The organism is Virgibacillus salexigens (assembly GCF_000723585.1).
GTDB classification, from domain to species: domain Bacteria; phylum Bacillota; class Bacilli; order Bacillales; family Amphibacillaceae; genus Virgibacillus; species Virgibacillus salexigens.
In genome coordinates, this window is the sequence record NZ_CCDP010000001.1 from 495,035 (window position 1) to 512,690 (window position 17,656).

Annotated in this window: 14 protein-coding genes; 8 read left to right on the forward strand and 6 right to left on the reverse strand. The window is 37.3% G+C overall.

Going from position 1 to position 17,656, the window contains the following annotated elements; all coding sequences use genetic code 11:
• Positions 1 to 2 precede the first annotated feature (2 nt).
• The 3 genes from cls (at position 3) to BN990_RS02385 (ending at position 3,493) form a co-directional block, all read left to right on the forward strand.
• The gene (gene cls, locus BN990_RS02375) at positions 3 to 1,445 is read left to right on the forward strand and encodes a cardiolipin synthase (protein WP_021289904.1); all 1,443 of its coding nucleotides are present in this window, start codon (positions 3 to 5) and stop codon (positions 1,443 to 1,445) included.
• A gap of 26 nt (positions 1,446 to 1,471) precedes the next feature.
• On the forward strand, positions 1,472 to 1,990 hold the full coding sequence (locus tag BN990_RS02380; protein WP_021289903.1) for an acyl-CoA thioesterase: 519 nt from the start codon (positions 1,472 to 1,474) through the stop codon (positions 1,988 to 1,990).
• 81 nt (positions 1,991 to 2,071) lie between these two features.
• Positions 2,072 to 3,493: an alanine/glycine:cation symporter family protein gene (locus tag BN990_RS02385; protein ID WP_021289902.1), complete on the forward strand. Its 1,422-nt coding sequence runs from the start codon at positions 2,072 to 2,074 to the stop codon at positions 3,491 to 3,493.
• Between the two features lie 61 nt (positions 3,494 to 3,554).
• Here the strand turns inward: BN990_RS02385 and BN990_RS02390 are convergent, their stop codons facing one another.
• Positions 3,555 to 3,884 carry a winged helix-turn-helix transcriptional regulator gene (locus tag BN990_RS02390; protein ID WP_021289901.1) on the reverse strand — a complete coding sequence of 110 codons (330 nt, stop codon included), beginning with the start codon at positions 3,882 to 3,884 and terminating at the stop codon, positions 3,555 to 3,557.
• Positions 3,885 to 4,173: 289 nt separating this feature from the next.
• On the opposite strand from BN990_RS02390, the gene BN990_RS02395 reads away from it, so the two are divergent.
• Positions 4,174 to 5,418, forward strand: coding sequence for an aminopeptidase (locus tag BN990_RS02395; protein WP_021289900.1), 1,245 nt, complete (start codon positions 4,174 to 4,176; stop codon positions 5,416 to 5,418).
• A 147-nt stretch (positions 5,419 to 5,565) separates the two neighbouring features.
• On the opposite strand, the gene recQ is transcribed toward BN990_RS02395, so the two are convergent.
• A complete protein-coding gene (recQ, locus tag BN990_RS02400; RefSeq protein WP_038242113.1) occupies positions 5,566 to 7,701 on the reverse strand; it encodes a DNA helicase RecQ in 2,136 nt (711 codons plus the stop codon).
• Positions 7,702 to 7,825: 124 nt separating this feature from the next.
• Positions 7,826 to 9,124 carry a branched-chain amino acid transport system II carrier protein gene (gene brnQ, locus BN990_RS02405; protein ID WP_021289898.1) on the reverse strand — a complete coding sequence of 433 codons (1,299 nt, stop codon included), beginning with the start codon at positions 9,122 to 9,124 and terminating at the stop codon, positions 7,826 to 7,828.
• Between the two features lie 422 nt (positions 9,125 to 9,546).
• Between brnQ and BN990_RS02410 the strand changes: the two genes are divergently transcribed.
• The gene (locus tag BN990_RS02410) at positions 9,547 to 11,409 is read left to right on the forward strand and encodes a cation:proton antiporter (protein WP_038242116.1); all 1,863 of its coding nucleotides are present in this window, start codon (positions 9,547 to 9,549) and stop codon (positions 11,407 to 11,409) included.
• A 384-nt stretch (positions 11,410 to 11,793) separates the two neighbouring features.
• Here BN990_RS02410 and BN990_RS02415 read toward each other — a convergent pair whose 3' ends face one another.
• Complete coding sequence (locus tag BN990_RS02415) at positions 11,794 to 11,976, reverse strand: SE1832 family protein (RefSeq protein WP_021289896.1); 183 nt, start codon at positions 11,974 to 11,976, stop codon at positions 11,794 to 11,796.
• A gap of 101 nt (positions 11,977 to 12,077) precedes the next feature.
• Here BN990_RS02415 and BN990_RS02420 point away from each other — a divergent pair, with 101 nt between their 5' ends.
• The gene (locus tag BN990_RS02420; protein ID WP_038242118.1) at positions 12,078 to 12,920 is read left to right on the forward strand and encodes a GNAT family N-acetyltransferase; all 843 of its coding nucleotides are present in this window, start codon (positions 12,078 to 12,080) and stop codon (positions 12,918 to 12,920) included.
• A gap of 281 nt (positions 12,921 to 13,201) precedes the next feature.
• Here BN990_RS02420 and BN990_RS02425 read toward each other — a convergent pair whose 3' ends face one another.
• Positions 13,202 to 14,284, reverse strand: coding sequence for an AI-2E family transporter (locus BN990_RS02425; RefSeq protein ID WP_038242121.1), 1,083 nt, complete (start codon positions 14,282 to 14,284; stop codon positions 13,202 to 13,204).
• A 232-nt stretch (positions 14,285 to 14,516) separates the two neighbouring features.
• On the opposite strand from BN990_RS02425, the gene BN990_RS02430 reads away from it, so the two are divergent.
• Both BN990_RS02430 and BN990_RS02435 read left to right on the forward strand, forming a co-directional pair.
• Positions 14,517 to 16,256: a phospho-sugar mutase gene (locus BN990_RS02430; protein ID WP_021289892.1), complete on the forward strand. Its 1,740-nt coding sequence runs from the start codon at positions 14,517 to 14,519 to the stop codon at positions 16,254 to 16,256.
• A gap of 316 nt (positions 16,257 to 16,572) precedes the next feature.
• The gene (locus tag BN990_RS02435) at positions 16,573 to 17,361 is read left to right on the forward strand and encodes a TerC family protein (protein WP_021289891.1); all 789 of its coding nucleotides are present in this window, start codon (positions 16,573 to 16,575) and stop codon (positions 17,359 to 17,361) included.
• Positions 17,362 to 17,423: 62 nt separating this feature from the next.
• Here BN990_RS02435 and BN990_RS22450 read toward each other — a convergent pair whose 3' ends face one another.
• Positions 17,424 to 17,591 carry a hypothetical protein gene (locus BN990_RS22450; RefSeq protein ID WP_021289890.1) on the reverse strand — a complete coding sequence of 56 codons (168 nt, stop codon included), beginning with the start codon at positions 17,589 to 17,591 and terminating at the stop codon, positions 17,424 to 17,426.
• Between the last annotated feature and the right edge of the window lie 65 nt (positions 17,592 to 17,656).

Below are 17,656 nucleotides of genomic sequence, written 5' to 3' on the forward strand. Positions count from 1 at the left end.
CATTGGAATTATGGTCATATTTTATAGGATTTATATTTTTATTTAATATTGCTTTAGGTGTATCTATTATCTTCTTGGAGCGTAAAGACGCAAGTTCTACCTGGGCTTGGTTAATGGTGTTATTATTTATTCCGATTGCTGGGTTCTTTTTATATTTGATTTTTGGAAAACCGATCAGTAAGCGGCGGATTTTCACATGGGATACTAAAAGCAGACTAGGAGTTAAGACGGCTGTACAATCGCAGTTACGAGCAATCGAAGAAGGTAATTTTGAATATAAGCACCGAGAGATTGCCGAATATGAGGATTTGTTTTATCTCCATTTACGTAATGACGATGCCATTTTTACGCAAGATAACAGTGTGAAGATATTTACAGATGGGAAAGAGAAATTCGAATCACTTATTCAAGATTTAGAGAAAGCAAAGGATCATATCCACTTGCTCTACTATATTATCCGTAGTGATCATTTAGGTGATCGCATTGCGGATATCTTGATTAAAAAAGCAAATGAGGGTCTTGAAGTAAGGGTTTTATATGATGATATGGGGTCACGTTCATTAAAGCGTAAGTATATTAAACGGCTACGTAGGTCCGGTGTTCAAGTGGAAGCATTCTTTCCGCCAAAGATTCCCAAAATAAATTTTAAAATAAATTACCGAAACCATCGAAAAATAGCGATTATTGATGGTAAAGTAGGTTATATTGGTGGATTTAACATTGGTGATGAATATCTTGGTCAAAATAAAAAATTTGGAAACTGGCGTGATACGCATTTACGGATTTATGGAGATGCTGTGCTACATATGCAAACCAGATTTATTCTGGACTGGAATCAAGCTTCTAGGAATGATATTTTATATGAGGACCGTTATTATAATGCATTGCCACATGGTGATGTGGGGGTTCAAATTGTCACCAGTGGTCCCGACTCTGATTGGGAGCAAATTAAAAATGGATATATAAAAATGATCATGTCTGCAAAAGATTATATATATATTCAAACACCGTATTTTATACCTGATGAGAGTCTGCGTGATGTTTTGCGGATTGCAGCTTTATCGGGAGTTGATGTCAAGATCATGATACCAAACAAACCGGATCATCCATTTGTTTACTGGGCAACACTATCCTATATTGGCGATTTGTTGGATGCTGGCGCAGAGGTTTATATCTACCAAAATGGTTTCCTTCATGCGAAGACCATTATCGTAGATGGGAAAATCGCTTCCGTAGGAACTGCTAATATTGATGTCCGTAGTTTCCGGTTAAACTTTGAGATTAATGCATTTTTATATGATAAGGATCTAACTCAACGATTAGTCGCAGAATATGAAGATGATATCCAGCATTCAACGCAGATGACCAAAAAGTTATATCAGCAACGTTCCTTGGGAATACGATTTAAAGAGTCGATTTCAAGGTTGATCTCCCCGGTATTATAATATGCAACATAGAAAGGAAGGATAAGATGGAAAAAAAAGCCTGTTCTAATTCATTAGCTGTCAAAACATCGCATGTACTGCCTCCAGATACCAATTCCTTCGGGACATTATTTGGTGGGAAATTAATGGCTCACATCGATGATGTGGCAGCGATTTCCGCATCTAGACATGCGAGGAAGCCGGTAGTAACTGCTTCTACTGATTCTGTTGATTTTCTTGCTCCAGTAAAAGAAGGTCATTCCATTTGTGTGGAGGCGTTTGTTACATGGACGCATCATACATCGATGGAAGTATTTGTTAAAGCGGTGACAGAGGATTTACTGACTGGTGAACGAAGCGTTTGTACTACAGCCTTTTTAACCTTTGTAGCAATTGATGAGAATGGAAAGCCTACTCCTGTGCCTGGGGTTATCCCAGAATCGGAACATGAGAAAAAACTGCATCATTTAGCTGCAGATCGGGCGGAGCAGCGAAAACAGCGTCGAGAGCAATCAAAGGAATTTGCCCATATCTTCGGAACAGATTATCCTTGGAACAGAGGATAATCTGATTTACTGAAATAGTTATGCTTTTCCAGTAAATGTACATCCTGAAACCAACATGATGAAAGATAAGGAGGAAGTAATATGGGGATTATAGAGGGTATCGTTGGTTCCGTCAACGATGTGTTATGGACGTATGTATTAATTATTGTATTAATTGGATTAGGACTTTGGTTTACAATTAGGACAGGGTTTGTTCAATTCAGAAACATACCGGAGATGTTCCGTGTACTATTTGATAAACGAACGATTAGTGCTTCAGGTAAAAAAGGGACCTCATCGTTCCAAGCTTTTGCAATTAGTGCTGCTTCACGAGTAGGTACAGGGAATATGGCTGGTGTAGCTACAGCAGTTGCTGCTGGTGGGCCAGGGGCAGTATTTTGGATGTGGTTGATCGCATTACTTGGTTCTGCATCAGCATTTGTTGAAAGCACCTTGGCGCAAGTATACAAAGTACCGGATAATAAACAATATCGTGGTGGTCCAGCCTATTATATGGAAAAAGGGTTGAATAGTCGTTGGCTCGCTGTTTTATTCGCGATTACCATTACATTTACATATGGTCTTGTGTTTAATTCGGTACAATCAAACACAATTAGTCTTGCATTTGAAGGTCAATTTGATTTAAATCAAAACATAATTGGTATTATCTTATTTATTCTCACAGCGATTGTAATTTTTGGTGGATTACGGAGTATTGCAAATGTTACCCAAGTTATTGTTCCAATTATGGCGATATTGTATATTGTTATATCATTATTCATTTTAATTACGAATTTTACGGCGATTCCAGATATGTTTTCAATTATCTTCGCAAATGCTTTTGGTATTCGTGAAGTAGCTGGTGGAGGGTTTGGTGCAGCCATTATGATGGGGATTAAGCGTGGCTTATTCTCCAATGAAGCAGGGATGGGTAGTGCTCCCAATGCAGCGGCAACTGCTGAAGTTTCTCATCCAGCAAAGCAGGGCTTTATCCAGGCTTTAGGAGTATTTTTTGATACGTTATTAATTTGTAGTGCAACCGCATTTATTCTAATTACTGCTGGTGGTTACGAAGGAAGTGAAGCAGATGGCATCCAGCTAACGCAAGATGCATTTGCCTTCCATATTGGAGATTGGGCAAGTGGATTTATTGCAATAGCTATCCTCCTATTTGCATACAGCTCTATTTTAGGCAATTACTATTATGGGGAAAATAATATTTCATATATTCGTGATAGTAAAACAGGATTGTTTATTTATCGTTTAGCAGCCTTAGCTATGGTATTCTTTGGAGCTGTTGCCTCCTTTGATTTTGTTTGGGCATTGGCAGACTTGACCATGGCAATCATGGCGCTTATTAACCTTTACGCTATTACAAGGCTGTTTAAGATTGCTAATAAAGTGTTGCAGGATTATCGATATCAACGAAAACAGGGAAAGGATCCAATCTTTTATCGTGATACACTTGATAATCAGAATGGAATTGAATTCTGGGGAAGAGAGCAAACAACAGACAAAGAATAAACCAAACAAAAGACCAAATCGCTATGACGATTTGGTCTTTTGTTTATAGATAGTGAACATATTAAGCATTATCTTGTTGCGTTTCCTCTAGTGTCACATGATGATCTGCCCAACACTGAATTTCTTTAATAACTGGTTCTAATGCTTTCCCTTTTTCAGAAAGGGAGTATTCAATTCGTACGGGAAATTCAGAATAAATATCACGTGTTACAATTCCTTCTTTTTCTAACATTTTTAGTCGATCAGAGAGCAACCGCCCGCTGATAGGCAAATCTGCTTCCATTTCAGAGAAACGTTTTGTACCTTTTAATAATTCAAATAGAATAAGTCCTACCCAGCGAGTGCTGAGAAGACCCATAGCTTTTTCGAAGCGAGGACAAAGGTTCTCCATGATCATCACCTCAGTTGGTAGGATTATATTTATCGTTACATACAATAACAGTTATTACGAAAAGTAACCTATTATTAGAATAACATATTCTTGATATGGCGTAAATAGGTAAGGGGTAGGGAGTATTCAACTATCCAATCATTACCATAATTTTGGCGATTAACAAGTGTAAATGCCAATCATTGGTAGGATTATGTAGGAGCACTGTATAGTCCAACTTTATTTGGTAATTTAATTGAATTTATGAAATAATAAGATATACGAAAACATTTAATGTGGAGGTTAATCTATGGTTAGTCAAGGAGTACAAGAGAAGTATGCAGCGTTAGCTTTACGTACAGGTGTAAATTTACAAAAAGGACAGGCTTTAATGATTAATGCGCCAATTGAAGGTGCTGATTTCACACGAAAGGTGGCGCGTAAGGCATATGAGTTAGGAGCAAAGAATGTACATATAAATTGGGTTGATGACGAATTAACCTTATTGAAGTACGAATATGCTCCAGATGAGGTAATCGCTAGTTACCCAGATTGGAAGGTACAACTACATGATGAATTTGCAGAAGATGGTGCAGCTGTGTTAAATATTCGTTCTACGAATCCAGATTTACTAAAGGATATTGATCCATCGAAAGTGGCCAAAGCGAATAAAGCATCTGCCGAAGCAATGAAGAATTTCCGAAAATATACCATGAACGATATTATTGCATGGTCAATTATCTCCATTCCAACTGGTGATTGGGCACAAAAGGTTTTTCCTGAGAAATCTCGTGAAGACGCTATTGAAAGCCTATGGGATGCAATTGTGAAGATTGTCCGCGTGGATCAAGAGGACCCGATTACAGCATGGGAAGCGCATAATGATACATTACGAACTGCTCGAGAGATATTGAATAGGAAAAACTATAAAAAATTAATTTTTAAAGCACCAGGAACAGCGTTGGAAATGGAGCTTCCAGAAGGACATATTTGGAAAGGGGGGTCAGCTAAAACGGAAGGAGGTACTACTTTCAATCCCAATATGCCAACAGAAGAGGTATTTTCCTTACCACATAAGTATGGGGTGAATGGCACGGTATCAAGCACAAAACCACTTAACTATGGAGGCAGTCTGATTGATAATTTCTCTTTAACGTTTAAAGACGGAAAAGTAGTGGATTATAAAGCGGAGCAAGGGGAAGGGACATTAGAACAATTACTTAAGACGGATGAAGGCTCGAAACGACTGGGGGAGGTAGCACTAGTTCCACATGAATCTCCAGTGTCTCAATCCGGATTGATTTTTTATAATACATTATTTGATGAAAATGCTTCTTGCCATATTGCACTTGGCAAAGCCTATCCTACAAATTTAGAAGGTGGAGCCGCGATGGATGAAGATCAATTGGATAAGCATGGAGTAAATGATAGCTTAAGCCATGTTGATTTTATGATTGGGTCTGAAAAGCTGGATATCGATGGTGTGTTCTCGGATGGCACAACAGAAGCAGTATTTCGAAATGGTACCTGGGCACTAAATGTAAAAGGGGAATAATAACATAGTTACAAGTAATACGCGTCCTTGTAAATCACAGTGAAAAAGGGCCGGGACACAACTGAAATAGGTAAACAAATAAACCGAACAGGTTCATTCGAACCCGTTCGGTTTATTATAGAATAAGCTACTTCTGACTCGGTCTTGTTACATATATCCATGTTTTGTGAGTACCGCTTTTATTTTCGTATAGTCATAGGTATCTGGAAGCGTTTCTTTTAATGGCTTCAATTTCACTTCGTCAAGTGTTGCGCGAGCTGCAAGAACGGTTCTTTCATCATCTTCGTTAAAAAATATCTCCCATGAGATGGGGTATCCATCTTTAAAAGCTTTGAAAAGATGCGCTTCTACCGTTTGTTGAGAAACATCGCGAATTACAGCAATATCTTTTAAGGACTTCCCATTTTGGAACATCTGATAACTAACTAGGTGACTTGGTTGATCGTCGGTCTCCTGCCGCTTCTTTGGTTTTGGGCCATCACTGATTCGAATTACTTGTTTCGTATCGGGATGACGATGTCTCCAGTTTTGAATTAAAGTAAGAAAAGGTTCTCCATATTGATCGTATTTTTTTCCTCCGATACCCTTAATTTCAAGCATTTCTTCTTTCGTTACTGGAAAGTATCTGCTTAATTCTTTTAACGTTGCATCCGAAAATAATATATAGGGAGGTACATCTTTTTCATCTGCCATTTGTTTACGTAACTCACGTAGTTCTGCAAACAAGTCTTCCTGGAAATCTGTCGGTTCTGTGTTGGGAATCGGCGCCGTATACATCCAAACGGTTTTTTTCCCTTTTAATACTTCTACCGATTGATGATTTAATTTTAAAATCGGATATTTTCCTTCCTCTGTTGCAATGATTTGTTCAGCAATTAAGAAATGAATGTATTCCGTTAACTCTTTTTCTGTATAAGCGGAAAGAATCCCATATGTGGATAAGCTGGTAAGTTGCATTTCTCTAATTTTTTTGTCCTTTGATCCTTTCAATACTTTGGCCGTCATCCCTACACCAAATCGTTCTCCCATACGTTTTATACAGGATAAGATTTTTTGGGCTTCTTCTGTAATGTCCACCTTTTCTTGACGTTCCATACAATTGCTGCAACGGCCGCATATCTCTTGTTGGTTTATATCTTCAAAATAATTTAAGATGAACGTCGTTAAACAACTATGTGTATGGCAGTAATTAATCATTGCTTGTAACTTGCGGTATTCTCCCTGCTTGGTAACATCATCCATCATAGACTGTTCAATTAAAAACTTTTGGAGTTGTATATCCTGTGGTGAAAACAATAAGATACAATCACTAGGTTCACCATCTCTTCCTGCCCTGCCAGCTTCCTGATAATAAGATTCAATATTCATTGGCATCGCATAATGAATCACAAAGCGTACATTAGATTTATCAATTCCCATTCCAAATGCGTTTGTAGCAATCATTAGTGATTTTTCATCGTGGATAAATGCTGCCTGTGTAGCTTTCCGTTCCTGCTCTGATAGTCCAGCATGGTATTTACCAACTTGGTAACCACGCTTCTCTAGTTGATCATGGAGAGCATCAGCCTGTTTGCGCGTCGCTGTATATATAATTCCGGATTCATGCTTCCTTTCCTTCAAGAAAGACTGGATATAAGTGGATTTATTTTTCCCTTTAATGACATGAAACGATAAATTCTCCCGTTTGAACCCTGTATTAACAACATGATGAATATGTAGTTGTTGCTGAATATCTTCAATGACCTCTTCCGTAGCCGTCGCAGTTAAAGCCATAACGGTTGGTAAATCATTTAATTGTCTTAAATATGGAATAATGGAACGATAGCTTGGTCTAAAATCATGTCCCCATTGAGAAATACAATGGGCCTCGTCAAATGCAATTAATGATATGTTCATTCCCTTGAGAGCACGCATAAACATAGTTGATTCAAATCTTTCCGGTGCTACATATACAAAGGTATACCGACCTTTACCAATATCTCGTAGTCTATCTTGTTGCTCCATTGTGGATAATGAGCTATTTATATAAGTTGCTACAATCCCAAGTGACTGCAGGGCATCAACTTGATCTTTCATAAGTGATATAAGTGGGGATACTATGATTGCTGTTCCTTCTAAAGCCAACCCAGGGATTTGGTAGCATAATGATTTCCCGCCACCTGTGGGCATAACGGCAAGAATATTTTGTCCTTTTATGATCGCATCGATTGCTTCTGCCTGGCCTGGACGGAAGGTTTCATAACCAAAGTATGTCTGTAATAATTCTTCTTCGCGTATTCCCATTCGTATATCCTCCTCTTCCATTTTTAATCCTAACATATAAACATAGAAAAAAGTTTTAGAAAATAAGGCTCGTTCGTTTAATGGTCTATGTTACACAGCTTTATTTTTAAATGGATAATGGGAATTACGAATAGGAACGCGAGAAAGTAATAGATACCAAATAACCAATGCACCCACCAACACAGGCTGGAAGTACCCAGCCTAAACCATGATCGAATAAAGGTAGAAGGGTTATATAGTTTGAGATATACGGGAGCGATACACTTAGTTCATTTAATCCATCATTTAAACTGAATATAGATGTAAAAATGATTGCTCCTCTATATACGGCTTTTCTACCTTTGAACAAAGGGTGTATAAAGGTCAATAAAATGAGAACAATAGCTATTGGGTAAAGGAAAATTAATACAGGAACGGAAAAGCGAATAATCGAATCTAGTCCTTGATTGGCTATTAGGTAACTGATTAATGTGATTATACTAGCGATCCATGGATAAGCCAATGGAATGATTTTTGAAAAAAATTGAGCAGTAGCTACAACTAACCCAACTGAAGTTGTAAAACAAGCCAACGTAACAATGACGCCCAGTAATAATGTTCCTGTTGTGCCAAACAAGGTTGATGCAGCTTGGGCTAGAATCTCGCCACCATTGGTATATGCTTCTCCTTCGGTGAATTTTGCGCCCAGCCAACCGATGGAGGCATAAACAGCGATTAATCCAATACCAGCAACTAATCCAGCTTTTAATGTGGACAGGATAACCGCATTTCTTGAGGTAATGCCTTTTTCCTTAAACGTATTTACCACTATAATACCGAAGGCTAGTGCTGCAATAGCATCCATTGTTAAATATCCCTCAATAAAACCAGTGAAAAATGGGGTATCTTGGTAGCCGCCTGTCGGATTCGCTAATGGTTGATCGAAGAAGGCGAATCCTCCAATTACTAATATAGTTATAGCTAGAAAAAGAATGGGTGTTAAATATTGTCCAATTCGATCTACTAATTTTGAAGGGTTTAAACTTACAAGAAAAGTAGCTAAAAAGAAAATGGTAGTAAATAGCCATAACCCTTGTGTAGAGGTATCCGTAAGGAATGGTTTTACGCTCATTTCATATCCAACGGTAGCTGCCCTAGGAATACCAAAAAATGGTCCAATAGCAAGGTAAACAAGGCAAGTAAATAAGAGTCCAAATAGTGGATGTACATGGTTACCTAATTCTCTTGCATCATTCTTTACATACGAAATAGCAGTAACCGCTATAATCGGTAATCCAATTCCAGTTATAATAAACCCTGTCATTGCAGCAACAAACGAAGTGCCTGCCTCAGCTCCGAGTACAGGAGGGTATATTAAATTTCCTGCTCCAAAAAATAAAGCAAATAACATAAATCCAATGATAAACATATCTTTACTCATCATATAGGAATCCCTTCTATTATTGAAAATAAATAGAGGGAGTTGTATAAACTCCATTTTCAATATAGTCTGACAATAACTGACGTAATTTTTCAGTTTGTTTTCTGAAAATACAGCAAAGCAGACATAATATTAACAGGTTGTTCTTTAAAATGTCAATGACAAGTTATAAAAATGGAAATGTTTTCAATAATATTACTTCACGAAGGAATAAATTAAAATTGTTTACATTCTTACGATACACATTTAAAATGTTTTTATCTCACGAAAACGTATATTAGACGAAACATATTGCCGCGCCCTGTGGCTATGTGTATGTTACACTTTCTATCCCGCTTGTAATACGTAGTATAAAAAAAGTGATTAGAAAGAAAAAATATGTTAGATTTATTTCTCATATGTATATTGAAATAGGGGGGTACGACATGGTTCCGTCTTTATTATTTGAAATCATGCTAATCGGTCTTTTGGGAATTGGTTCACAATGGATTGCGTGGCGTTATCGCATGCCAGCGATTGTGGTCATGTCCATTACTGGTTTACTAGCAGGACCAATTTTAGGATTAATTAATCCGGAGGAAGACTTTGGCAGTTTATATAGCCCGATTATATCGGTAGCAGTAGCTATCATTTTATTTGAAGGGAGTCTTAATCTAAGTTTTAAAGAATTACGTGGTCTAGGTAAGCCGATCTTTCGAATATCAACCGTAGGGGCTTTTATCGCTTGGATCTTAGGATCTCTAACTGCACACTATATTGCAGGCTTGTCTTGGACCGTTGCTTTTGTGATCGGTGGATTATTTATTGTTACTGGTCCTACTGTTATTATGCCTTTATTGCGACAATCAAAATTGAAACCAAGGCCTGCAAAAATCTTAAAGTGGGAAGGTATTATTGTTGATCCGATAGGTGCACTGCTAGCTGTCTTTGCCTTTGAAATTATTACGTTTTTGACAGCAACTGAACCGGATGGGGCAAAATTAATGCTCTTCTTTGCAGCTTCCTTCTTTGCCGCTGTTTTTGGTTGGGCATGTGGTAAAGGAATTGGCTGGATGTTTGAAACAGGACATATTCCTGAGTTTTTGAAATCTCCTGCCGTCGTTATTGTGGTTATTCTTTGCTTCACTGGTGCAGATGAAATCATGCATGAAACAGGACTGCTTTCAGTAACTGCAATGGGTATTACTTTAGCCAATATGGGAATTAGTTCTATTTCCGACATGCGCCATTTTAAAGAAAATATTTCCATCTTACTCATATCAACCATTTTCATCATGTTAACCGCATCTTTACAATTAGAAACCTTACTTCACATCTTTAGTCCCAATATTATTGGTTATGTATTATTAATGATGTTTGTCGTTCGTCCGTTATCCATTTTCCTATCAACGATTGGTACAAGTCTAACCTTTAATGAAAAAGCCCTTGTTGGTTGGATAGCACCAAGAGGAATTGTGGCGTTAACAGTATCTGGTTATTTTGCTTCGGTGCTAACCGAACAAGGATTTGAAGATGCGCAGATATTAACCACTTTAACATTCGGACTTGTGATTTTTACGGTTGTGGCACATGGTTTTTCAATTGGTTGGCTCTCGAAGAAATTACATTTGTCGATGGAAGGAAAACCAGGCGCATTGATAAACGGTGCCAATCGCTTTACGATCGAATTAGCAAAATCATTGTCAAAGGCAAACTTCCCGGTTATTATTGTGGATTCATCTTGGGAAAGGCTACGACCTGTACGTGAAGCAGGCATTAATTTCTATCATGGGAATATTTTATCAGAACAAACGGAGTATAATTTAGATACGATTCCGTATGAATATTTGTTAACTATAACAGAAAATCACGCTTTTAATTCCTTAGTATGTACAACGTTTATGCCTGAGTATGGCAGAACAAATGTCTTTAAAATTAGTCCAATTGATCACATGAGCGGAGATACGACAGATGTCGTTTCAAAAGTGGGTGGAAGGATACTATTTGATAAGAAGTTTACGTTGGAAGATTTAATGGATAAATTAGATAATCATTATGTATTCAGACAAACGACATTAACATCACAATACAATTATAAACAGTATATGGCAGATAAAGATGAATCTACCGTATTTCTTTATTTGATTAAGCCTTCTGGCCAACTGAAATTTTATTCTGAAGAAATGCGTACAGTTCCAGCTGTTGGCGATACCATTGTAAGTCTTACCCCACCAAATAAGGAGAAGGCAAAAATTAAAGCAAAATTAGATAACCAACGTAATAATGGCACCAACATGAAAGTTGAGTGAAGCAACATTTCACATTCTTAAGACTGTCGAGAAGTTCTCGACAGTCTTGTTTTTTGACATTTTTCCGAAATTCAATCTACTCAATTGTTATTCTCGACTGTTGTTTTATGATTTAAAGGTCGAAAAATGGTAACCATTGATGCGCTTGAGTAAAAAGAAAGCAAGGAACAAATGTTGGTAACAGCTGTCTGCCAGAACATGAAGAAAATGCCCTTCACCTTCCGAGGAGAGAAGACCCATTCCACTCCTGGGGAAGAATGAGTGAGCCAAGATCACTGAGCGCAGGCTTTGCTCCTGGTGGCAGAAATAAAGCCTGTAGAAAAATTCTCTACAAGCTGAGAGTGAAGCAACATTGCTTCACTCTTATATTCCTATTTATATCATTCAATCATTCCATTCACGAAGCTGTCTATTCACTTCAGCAATTTCCTTTTCTAAACGAATGAGTTGTTCTTCTGCCGACGATACTCTTCCACGTACGTATTCTAGCTTATCTAGATCTCCTTGAATCCGGACATAATCGGATTTTAGTTCATCTAGCTTGGCTTGTAATTGTTTTTTTGACATCGCATATCACCTCTAATTCCAGTGTAGCGAATTTTCTACTTATAAAACAGGGAAAACCTTGATTTATATCGAATAATTAAAAGAATGATAGGGGTGATTAGATGAAGAATGTAATGACTGCTTCAATAGAATTATTTATCCAAAAAACACAAAGATTATTGTTAAAGCAGGAAGCATGCAATAATTTAATGCTTGGTATTTTACATCGTTTGAAGACTTATCGAACGGAATGCCAGCTGGGTTGGGTGGAAGAAGACGGTGAAGCAATCTATGCATATTTACGTACACCGCCACATAATTGGATATTACCAGCTGTAGCATCGATCGACTTAGATGTTATTCATTTAATTGTTGGTGAATTGGATAAGCGTAATTTGGATGTACCAGGAGTATTGGGACCTGATAAGTATGCTACAGCGTTTGCAAAGGAATGGGAAAAACGAACAGGCGATAGAGTTGTCATCCATATGAAAGAATTAATTTATCAATTGGATCAAGTGCAACTACCACTTCCAACAAGTGGACAGCTTATTCTGGCAAAAGAAGATGATTATACACTGCTTTATCATTGGTTGGTTGCCTTTGGAAAAGAAGCAAATGAGAAAATCACCCAATCCCGAGCCAAGACATTAGCGACAGAGTTCATTCGCAATCAATCTGCATACTTTTGGCAAGTCGATAATCAAAAAGTATCCATGGCGAATAAATCAAGGCAAACCAAACATGGTGCGACAATAAATGCTGTCTACACACCAGACGAGTTTAAACGAAACGGTTTCGCAACGAGTATTGTCACCGCACTTAGCTATAAGTTCCTCGATCAAGGCTTTCAGTTCTGTTGTCTATTTACAGATAAGCGTAATCCAACATCCAATCGCATCTACAAGAGGATCGGTTATAAGGAAATTGGCTCAGCTATCGTTTATGAATGTGAAACAGGATGAGGTATAAGCAACAGGAACATATAAAAAAATATCCGAACGATGAACCGATTATGCAAATATTATATACAGCTAGGATTCCGTTTTTTTATCGTTTCTTAGCTGGCCTCGTTAATTACCATAGGCAGGGGTTCTACAAAAACTACTCAAGTCCATAGACTAATTCGACTAAGCGGATTTCGCTTAGTCGAATTAGTTGAAAGCATTCTAATCTATTTCAGATTACGATGTAAAAAATGGATTTTTATGCTATCGGTTACTGTTTACGTTAGGATTATCCCTAATCAAATCAATGCATCTTCTCTATTTTTCTTAGAATCTACATAGGTTTGGTAGAAATGTATAATAATGGTTTTGACGACCGAATAAAACGGTACGGCGAATAATATACCTAGGAATCCGGCGATACTGCCTGCAGCAAGAATTACGGTAATAACAGTTAATGGATGCAAATCCAAAGCATGCCCCATCACATTTGGAGAAATTAAATTACTCTCAATTTGCTGGGCAACAATCATAACAATAGAAACCCAGATAAGATTCATAGGATCCTGGAATGCTCCCACAATCAAGGCTGGAATAACAGCAATAAATGGACCAGCAAATGGAATGACATTCATCACCATAGCGAATAAAGCCAATGTAAGGGCATATTTGAGATCGATAATTAAATAACCAATAAAAAGAAGCACACCTACTGCAAAACTAACGATTAATTGACCTTGAATAAAAGAAGTTAACGTACTATCTATTTTAGAAAGCAGTGACCGAATGTTTGCTGCCTTTTTCTGAGAGAAGATTTGCGTAATAAATGGTACTAGTTTTTCTCCGTCCTTTAACATAAAAAATAAAAAGAATGGAACAAGTACAAGTGCTGTAATAAAACCAATTAGTTGCCCAATGAATCCGAAGAGATAGTTTAACGTGCTATCAATATGAGATTGCAAATTATTGGTGAAGTCGTTAATCGCCTTGTCTATTTCTTTTGGTATCGCAGTTTGATTAGACTGCCATAATGAAATCATGTCTTGTGCCCAATTAACCATTGTTGGTATATTGTCAATTAAATTTCTAAATTGCTGCTGTGCAATTGGTGCGATGTACATATATACAAAGAAACCAATAAGGATTAACAAAAGAAATACAAGAACAATGGATAGGATTCGATTTATTTTCAATCGTTCAAGAAAGTACATAATCGGCTTCGTTAGGTAGTACAGAATACCGGCACCAATTATTGGAACAGCAACTGCACCAATAATTTTAACAAAAGGGCTAAAGATAAAATCCGTCACGGAAATAAGCAAGATTAAAGAAAATACTAATATAAAAAACACTAAAAATTGAAACCATCGTTTATTTACCAATCGTATCCCAACTTTCCCAATTCATATATGCTTTATTTTACCTTGTTCCAAGAATAATAGAAAGTAAATCCTTCATGATTAATTAATATACATCGCAGTACTTAATGAAGCTTCTCTATGATTTCATGATAACCGTTTTTAGGAGGGTGTAAACGAAGTTTGTGGAAACATAGAATAATTCAACAAAATATGCTAAAATTCGTATAGATTAAACTAGTTGGAGGACAAAGTAATGACCAGTTGGGAACGTGTTTATGAGAAGTGGAATTCATTTCAACAACTTGAACCAAGTCTGAAAGAAGAATTGGATCAGTTGGAAGGAGATCAAACAGCATTGGAAGATGCTTTCTATAAAGAATTATCTTTTGGTACAGGTGGAATGCGTGGTGTAATAGGGGCTGGGATAAACCGTATGAACGTATATACGATTCGAAAAGCTGTCAACGGTCTAGCAAACTACTTATTAGAGCATACGGTCAATGTGAAAGATCGAGGAGTGGTTATTTCCTATGATTCTAGACATATGTCAAGAGAGTTTGCTTTAGAAACAGCGAAAGTGCTCGGTGCCTATGGAATTACTGCTTACGTATTCACATCTTTACGACCTACTCCGCTATTATCATTTGCAGTTCGTTATTTAGGTGCTGTATCTGGGGTAATGATTACTGCTAGTCATAATCCACCGGAATATAACGGATTTAAAGTATATAATGAGGATGGTGGACAAATTACACCAGATCAAGCCTCTAAGATAATATCCTATATTGGGGAAACGCAGGATGAGTTATTGGTACCTTATTTAGAGCAGGACCAATTGGAGGAAAAAGAGCTGCTAAATTGGGTTAAAGACGAAATTGACAATGCTTATTTAGAGCGTCTTGTACAAATCTCTAAATTACACTCAGATGAGATAGCTGAGGCAAAGCAGATGCCATTCGTCTTTACACCATTACATGGAACCGCTTATGAGTTGGTTACAAGTGGATTAAAACAGCTGAATTTCAACAATGTTCATATTGTAGGGGAACAGGCTCTGCCAGATCCAGAATTTTCCACGGTAACATCACCAAATCCCGAGGAACATCAGGCGTTTAGTATGGCAATGGAGTTAGGGAAAACCATAGATGCAGAAATCTTATTAGCAACAGATCCAGATGCTGATCGATTAGGTGTCGCTGTGAAGAAACATACAGGTGATTACCAAGTATTAACTGGAAACCAACTTGGAGCATTACTATTAGATTATATTTTATCCCATAGCGATAAGGCACTCTTAAAAAGTGGAAGAATGTTAAAAACAGTAGTCACATCTGAACTAGGAAGAGCAATCGCAGATAGTTATGGCATTAAGACAATTAATACATTAACAGGTTTTAAGTATATCGGTGAAAAAATACACGAATTTGATGCCACTGGGGAATCGTTTGTATTTGGTTATGAAGAGAGTTATGGTTATTTAATTAGTAGTTTCGCTCGAGACAAAGATGCAGTACAAGCAGCAATGATGGCATGTGAAATGGCATATTATTGGAAAAAGCAAGATAAGACGTTACTGGATGTGCTCCATGGTCTGTATGAGAAGCATGGTTTTTATCTAGAAGGGATGACTTCCCTGACATTTAAAGGGAAAGAAGGATCGGAACAAATTTCTGCCATTATGGATTCGATTCGTCAACATCCTATGGAGTCTATCGCTGATTTTCAAGTAGAAAAAATAGAAGATTATTTGACTGGAGAACGTATAATCGTAGATGAAAAAGAAAAAGTAGAAGAAATCGAACTGCCAAATGAAAACATGATGAAATTCATTTTAGAACAGGATAGCTGGGTTTGCTTACGTCCATCTGGTACAGAACCGAAAATCAAATGCTATTATGGGGTTTGCGGTAAAAATGTACAAGATAGTAAAGATAAGCTGACAGCTTTACAGAAAGAAATGGATGAGCAGTTGAACTTATCTACCAAGCGATGAAACTGTGAATGATGGCAATTGATTCATTTGACATTTATTGCTTTTAACGGTTTAATAAGAAGTAATGAAATATTCCTGTTTAAAGGGGAGTAGCTGTACAATTTTAGTCGTCATTACGAGAACATTCTCCGGCTGAATTGGCAACGATCGTTGTTAGCGAGACCTTTACCAATATAAGGTAAGGGTCTTTTTTATTGGTTCTTACCTATTGGTAGGAACTTTTTTGTTTTCACTAAGTTACTAAAGGTAATAGTAGGGTAATCACACCTGCAGCAGAAGTCATCGTTATTGGTGACGTTGAAAGGAGAGAATCGAGATGGGTGCCGATTTATTAATCGAATACCTTTGGGTATTAGTCGTTCTTATTGGTCTTGAAGGATTATTGGCAGCAGACAATGCGCTCGTATTAGCCATCATGGTTAAGCACCTTCCGGAGGAACAACGAAAAAAAGCATTGTTTTATGGATTAGCTGGAGCTTTTATACTTCGATTTGGATCATTATTTATTATTTCGTTTCTAGTAGATGTTTGGCAGGTGCAAGCATTAGGAGCAATTTACTTATTATTTATCGCGTTTAAGAATTTATATGATAAGTTTAAGTCATCTAAGGATGAAGGAGACGAACTAGAAGAAAAAGCCCAAGAGTCAAAGGGCAGTAGTTTTTGGATGACTGTTCTCAAAGTTGAATTCGCAGACCTTGCCTTTGCAGTGGACTCTATATTGGCTGCAGTTGCCTTGGCAGTGGCGTTACCGCCGACAGGTCTAGGTGAAATTGGAAGTCTGGATACTGGGCAATTCTTCGTTGTTTTTGCTGGAGGAATGATAGGTTTAATCATCATGCGTTTTGCGGCAAACATTTTTGTCGGATTGTTAAACAAGCGTCCAGGTTTAGAAATTGCAGCGTTTGTTATTGTCGGCTGGGTTGGTGTTAAGCTTGCTTTAATCGTACTTGCGCATGAAGATATTGCTCTCATCCCACATGACTTTCCACATTCTACGCTATGGAAAACCATTTTCTATGTCGTATTAGTGGCTATCGCTGTTATTGGCTGGTTTAAATCGGGTAATTCTGATAAAGGTTCTAAAGCACAGATGCAGGATTAAATTTCATTTCATACCTATCGCCTCCTTATAAATTAATAGGGGGCGATTTTTTTAAGATCGAATTATTGCTCTTCAATTACTAGTTGATAATTATCAGGTAAAATATTCGCTTTATCCGTTTCTTGGAGAAATTGTTCAGCTTCTTCATACGTTTCAAATATCATTTCTTCTTCATCGATGGCAAGTTTAGCACGTACATTGTTTGTTCCAATTGCTATTATTTTATACATCGTATCTCTCCACTCCTTATCTGTTGCTACAATTCAATAAAAAAAGCCGAAAAGGATAATTATCC

What these genes read in the sequence shown, in the direction of transcription:
- BN990_RS02420 (WP_038242118.1), top strand. Translation starts at nt 12,078, where the DNA reads ATGAAGAATGTAATGACTGCTTCAATAGAATTATTTATCCAAAAAACA.
- BN990_RS02415 (WP_021289896.1), bottom strand. Translation starts at nt 11,976, where the DNA reads ATGTCAAAAAAACAATTACAAGCCAAGCTAGATGAACTAAAATCCGAT.
- BN990_RS02380 (WP_021289903.1), top strand. Translation starts at nt 1,472, where the DNA reads ATGGAAAAAAAAGCCTGTTCTAATTCATTAGCTGTCAAAACATCGCAT.
- BN990_RS02430 (WP_021289892.1), top strand. Translation starts at nt 14,517, where the DNA reads ATGACCAGTTGGGAACGTGTTTATGAGAAGTGGAATTCATTTCAACAA.
- BN990_RS02390 (WP_021289901.1), bottom strand. Translation starts at nt 3,884, where the DNA reads ATGGAGAACCTTTGTCCTCGCTTCGAAAAAGCTATGGGTCTTCTCAGC.
- BN990_RS02435 (WP_021289891.1), top strand. Translation starts at nt 16,573, where the DNA reads ATGGGTGCCGATTTATTAATCGAATACCTTTGGGTATTAGTCGTTCTT.
- BN990_RS22450 (WP_021289890.1), bottom strand. Translation starts at nt 17,591, where the DNA reads ATGTATAAAATAATAGCAATTGGAACAAACAATGTACGTGCTAAACTT.
- BN990_RS02410 (WP_038242116.1), top strand. Translation starts at nt 9,547, where the DNA reads ATGGTTCCGTCTTTATTATTTGAAATCATGCTAATCGGTCTTTTGGGA.
- BN990_RS02395 (WP_021289900.1), top strand. Translation starts at nt 4,174, where the DNA reads ATGGTTAGTCAAGGAGTACAAGAGAAGTATGCAGCGTTAGCTTTACGT.
- BN990_RS02385 (WP_021289902.1), top strand. Translation starts at nt 2,072, where the DNA reads ATGGGGATTATAGAGGGTATCGTTGGTTCCGTCAACGATGTGTTATGG.
- recQ (WP_038242113.1), bottom strand. Translation starts at nt 7,701, where the DNA reads ATGGGAATACGCGAAGAAGAATTATTACAGACATACTTTGGTTATGAA.
- brnQ (WP_021289898.1), bottom strand. Translation starts at nt 9,124, where the DNA reads ATGATGAGTAAAGATATGTTTATCATTGGATTTATGTTATTTGCTTTA.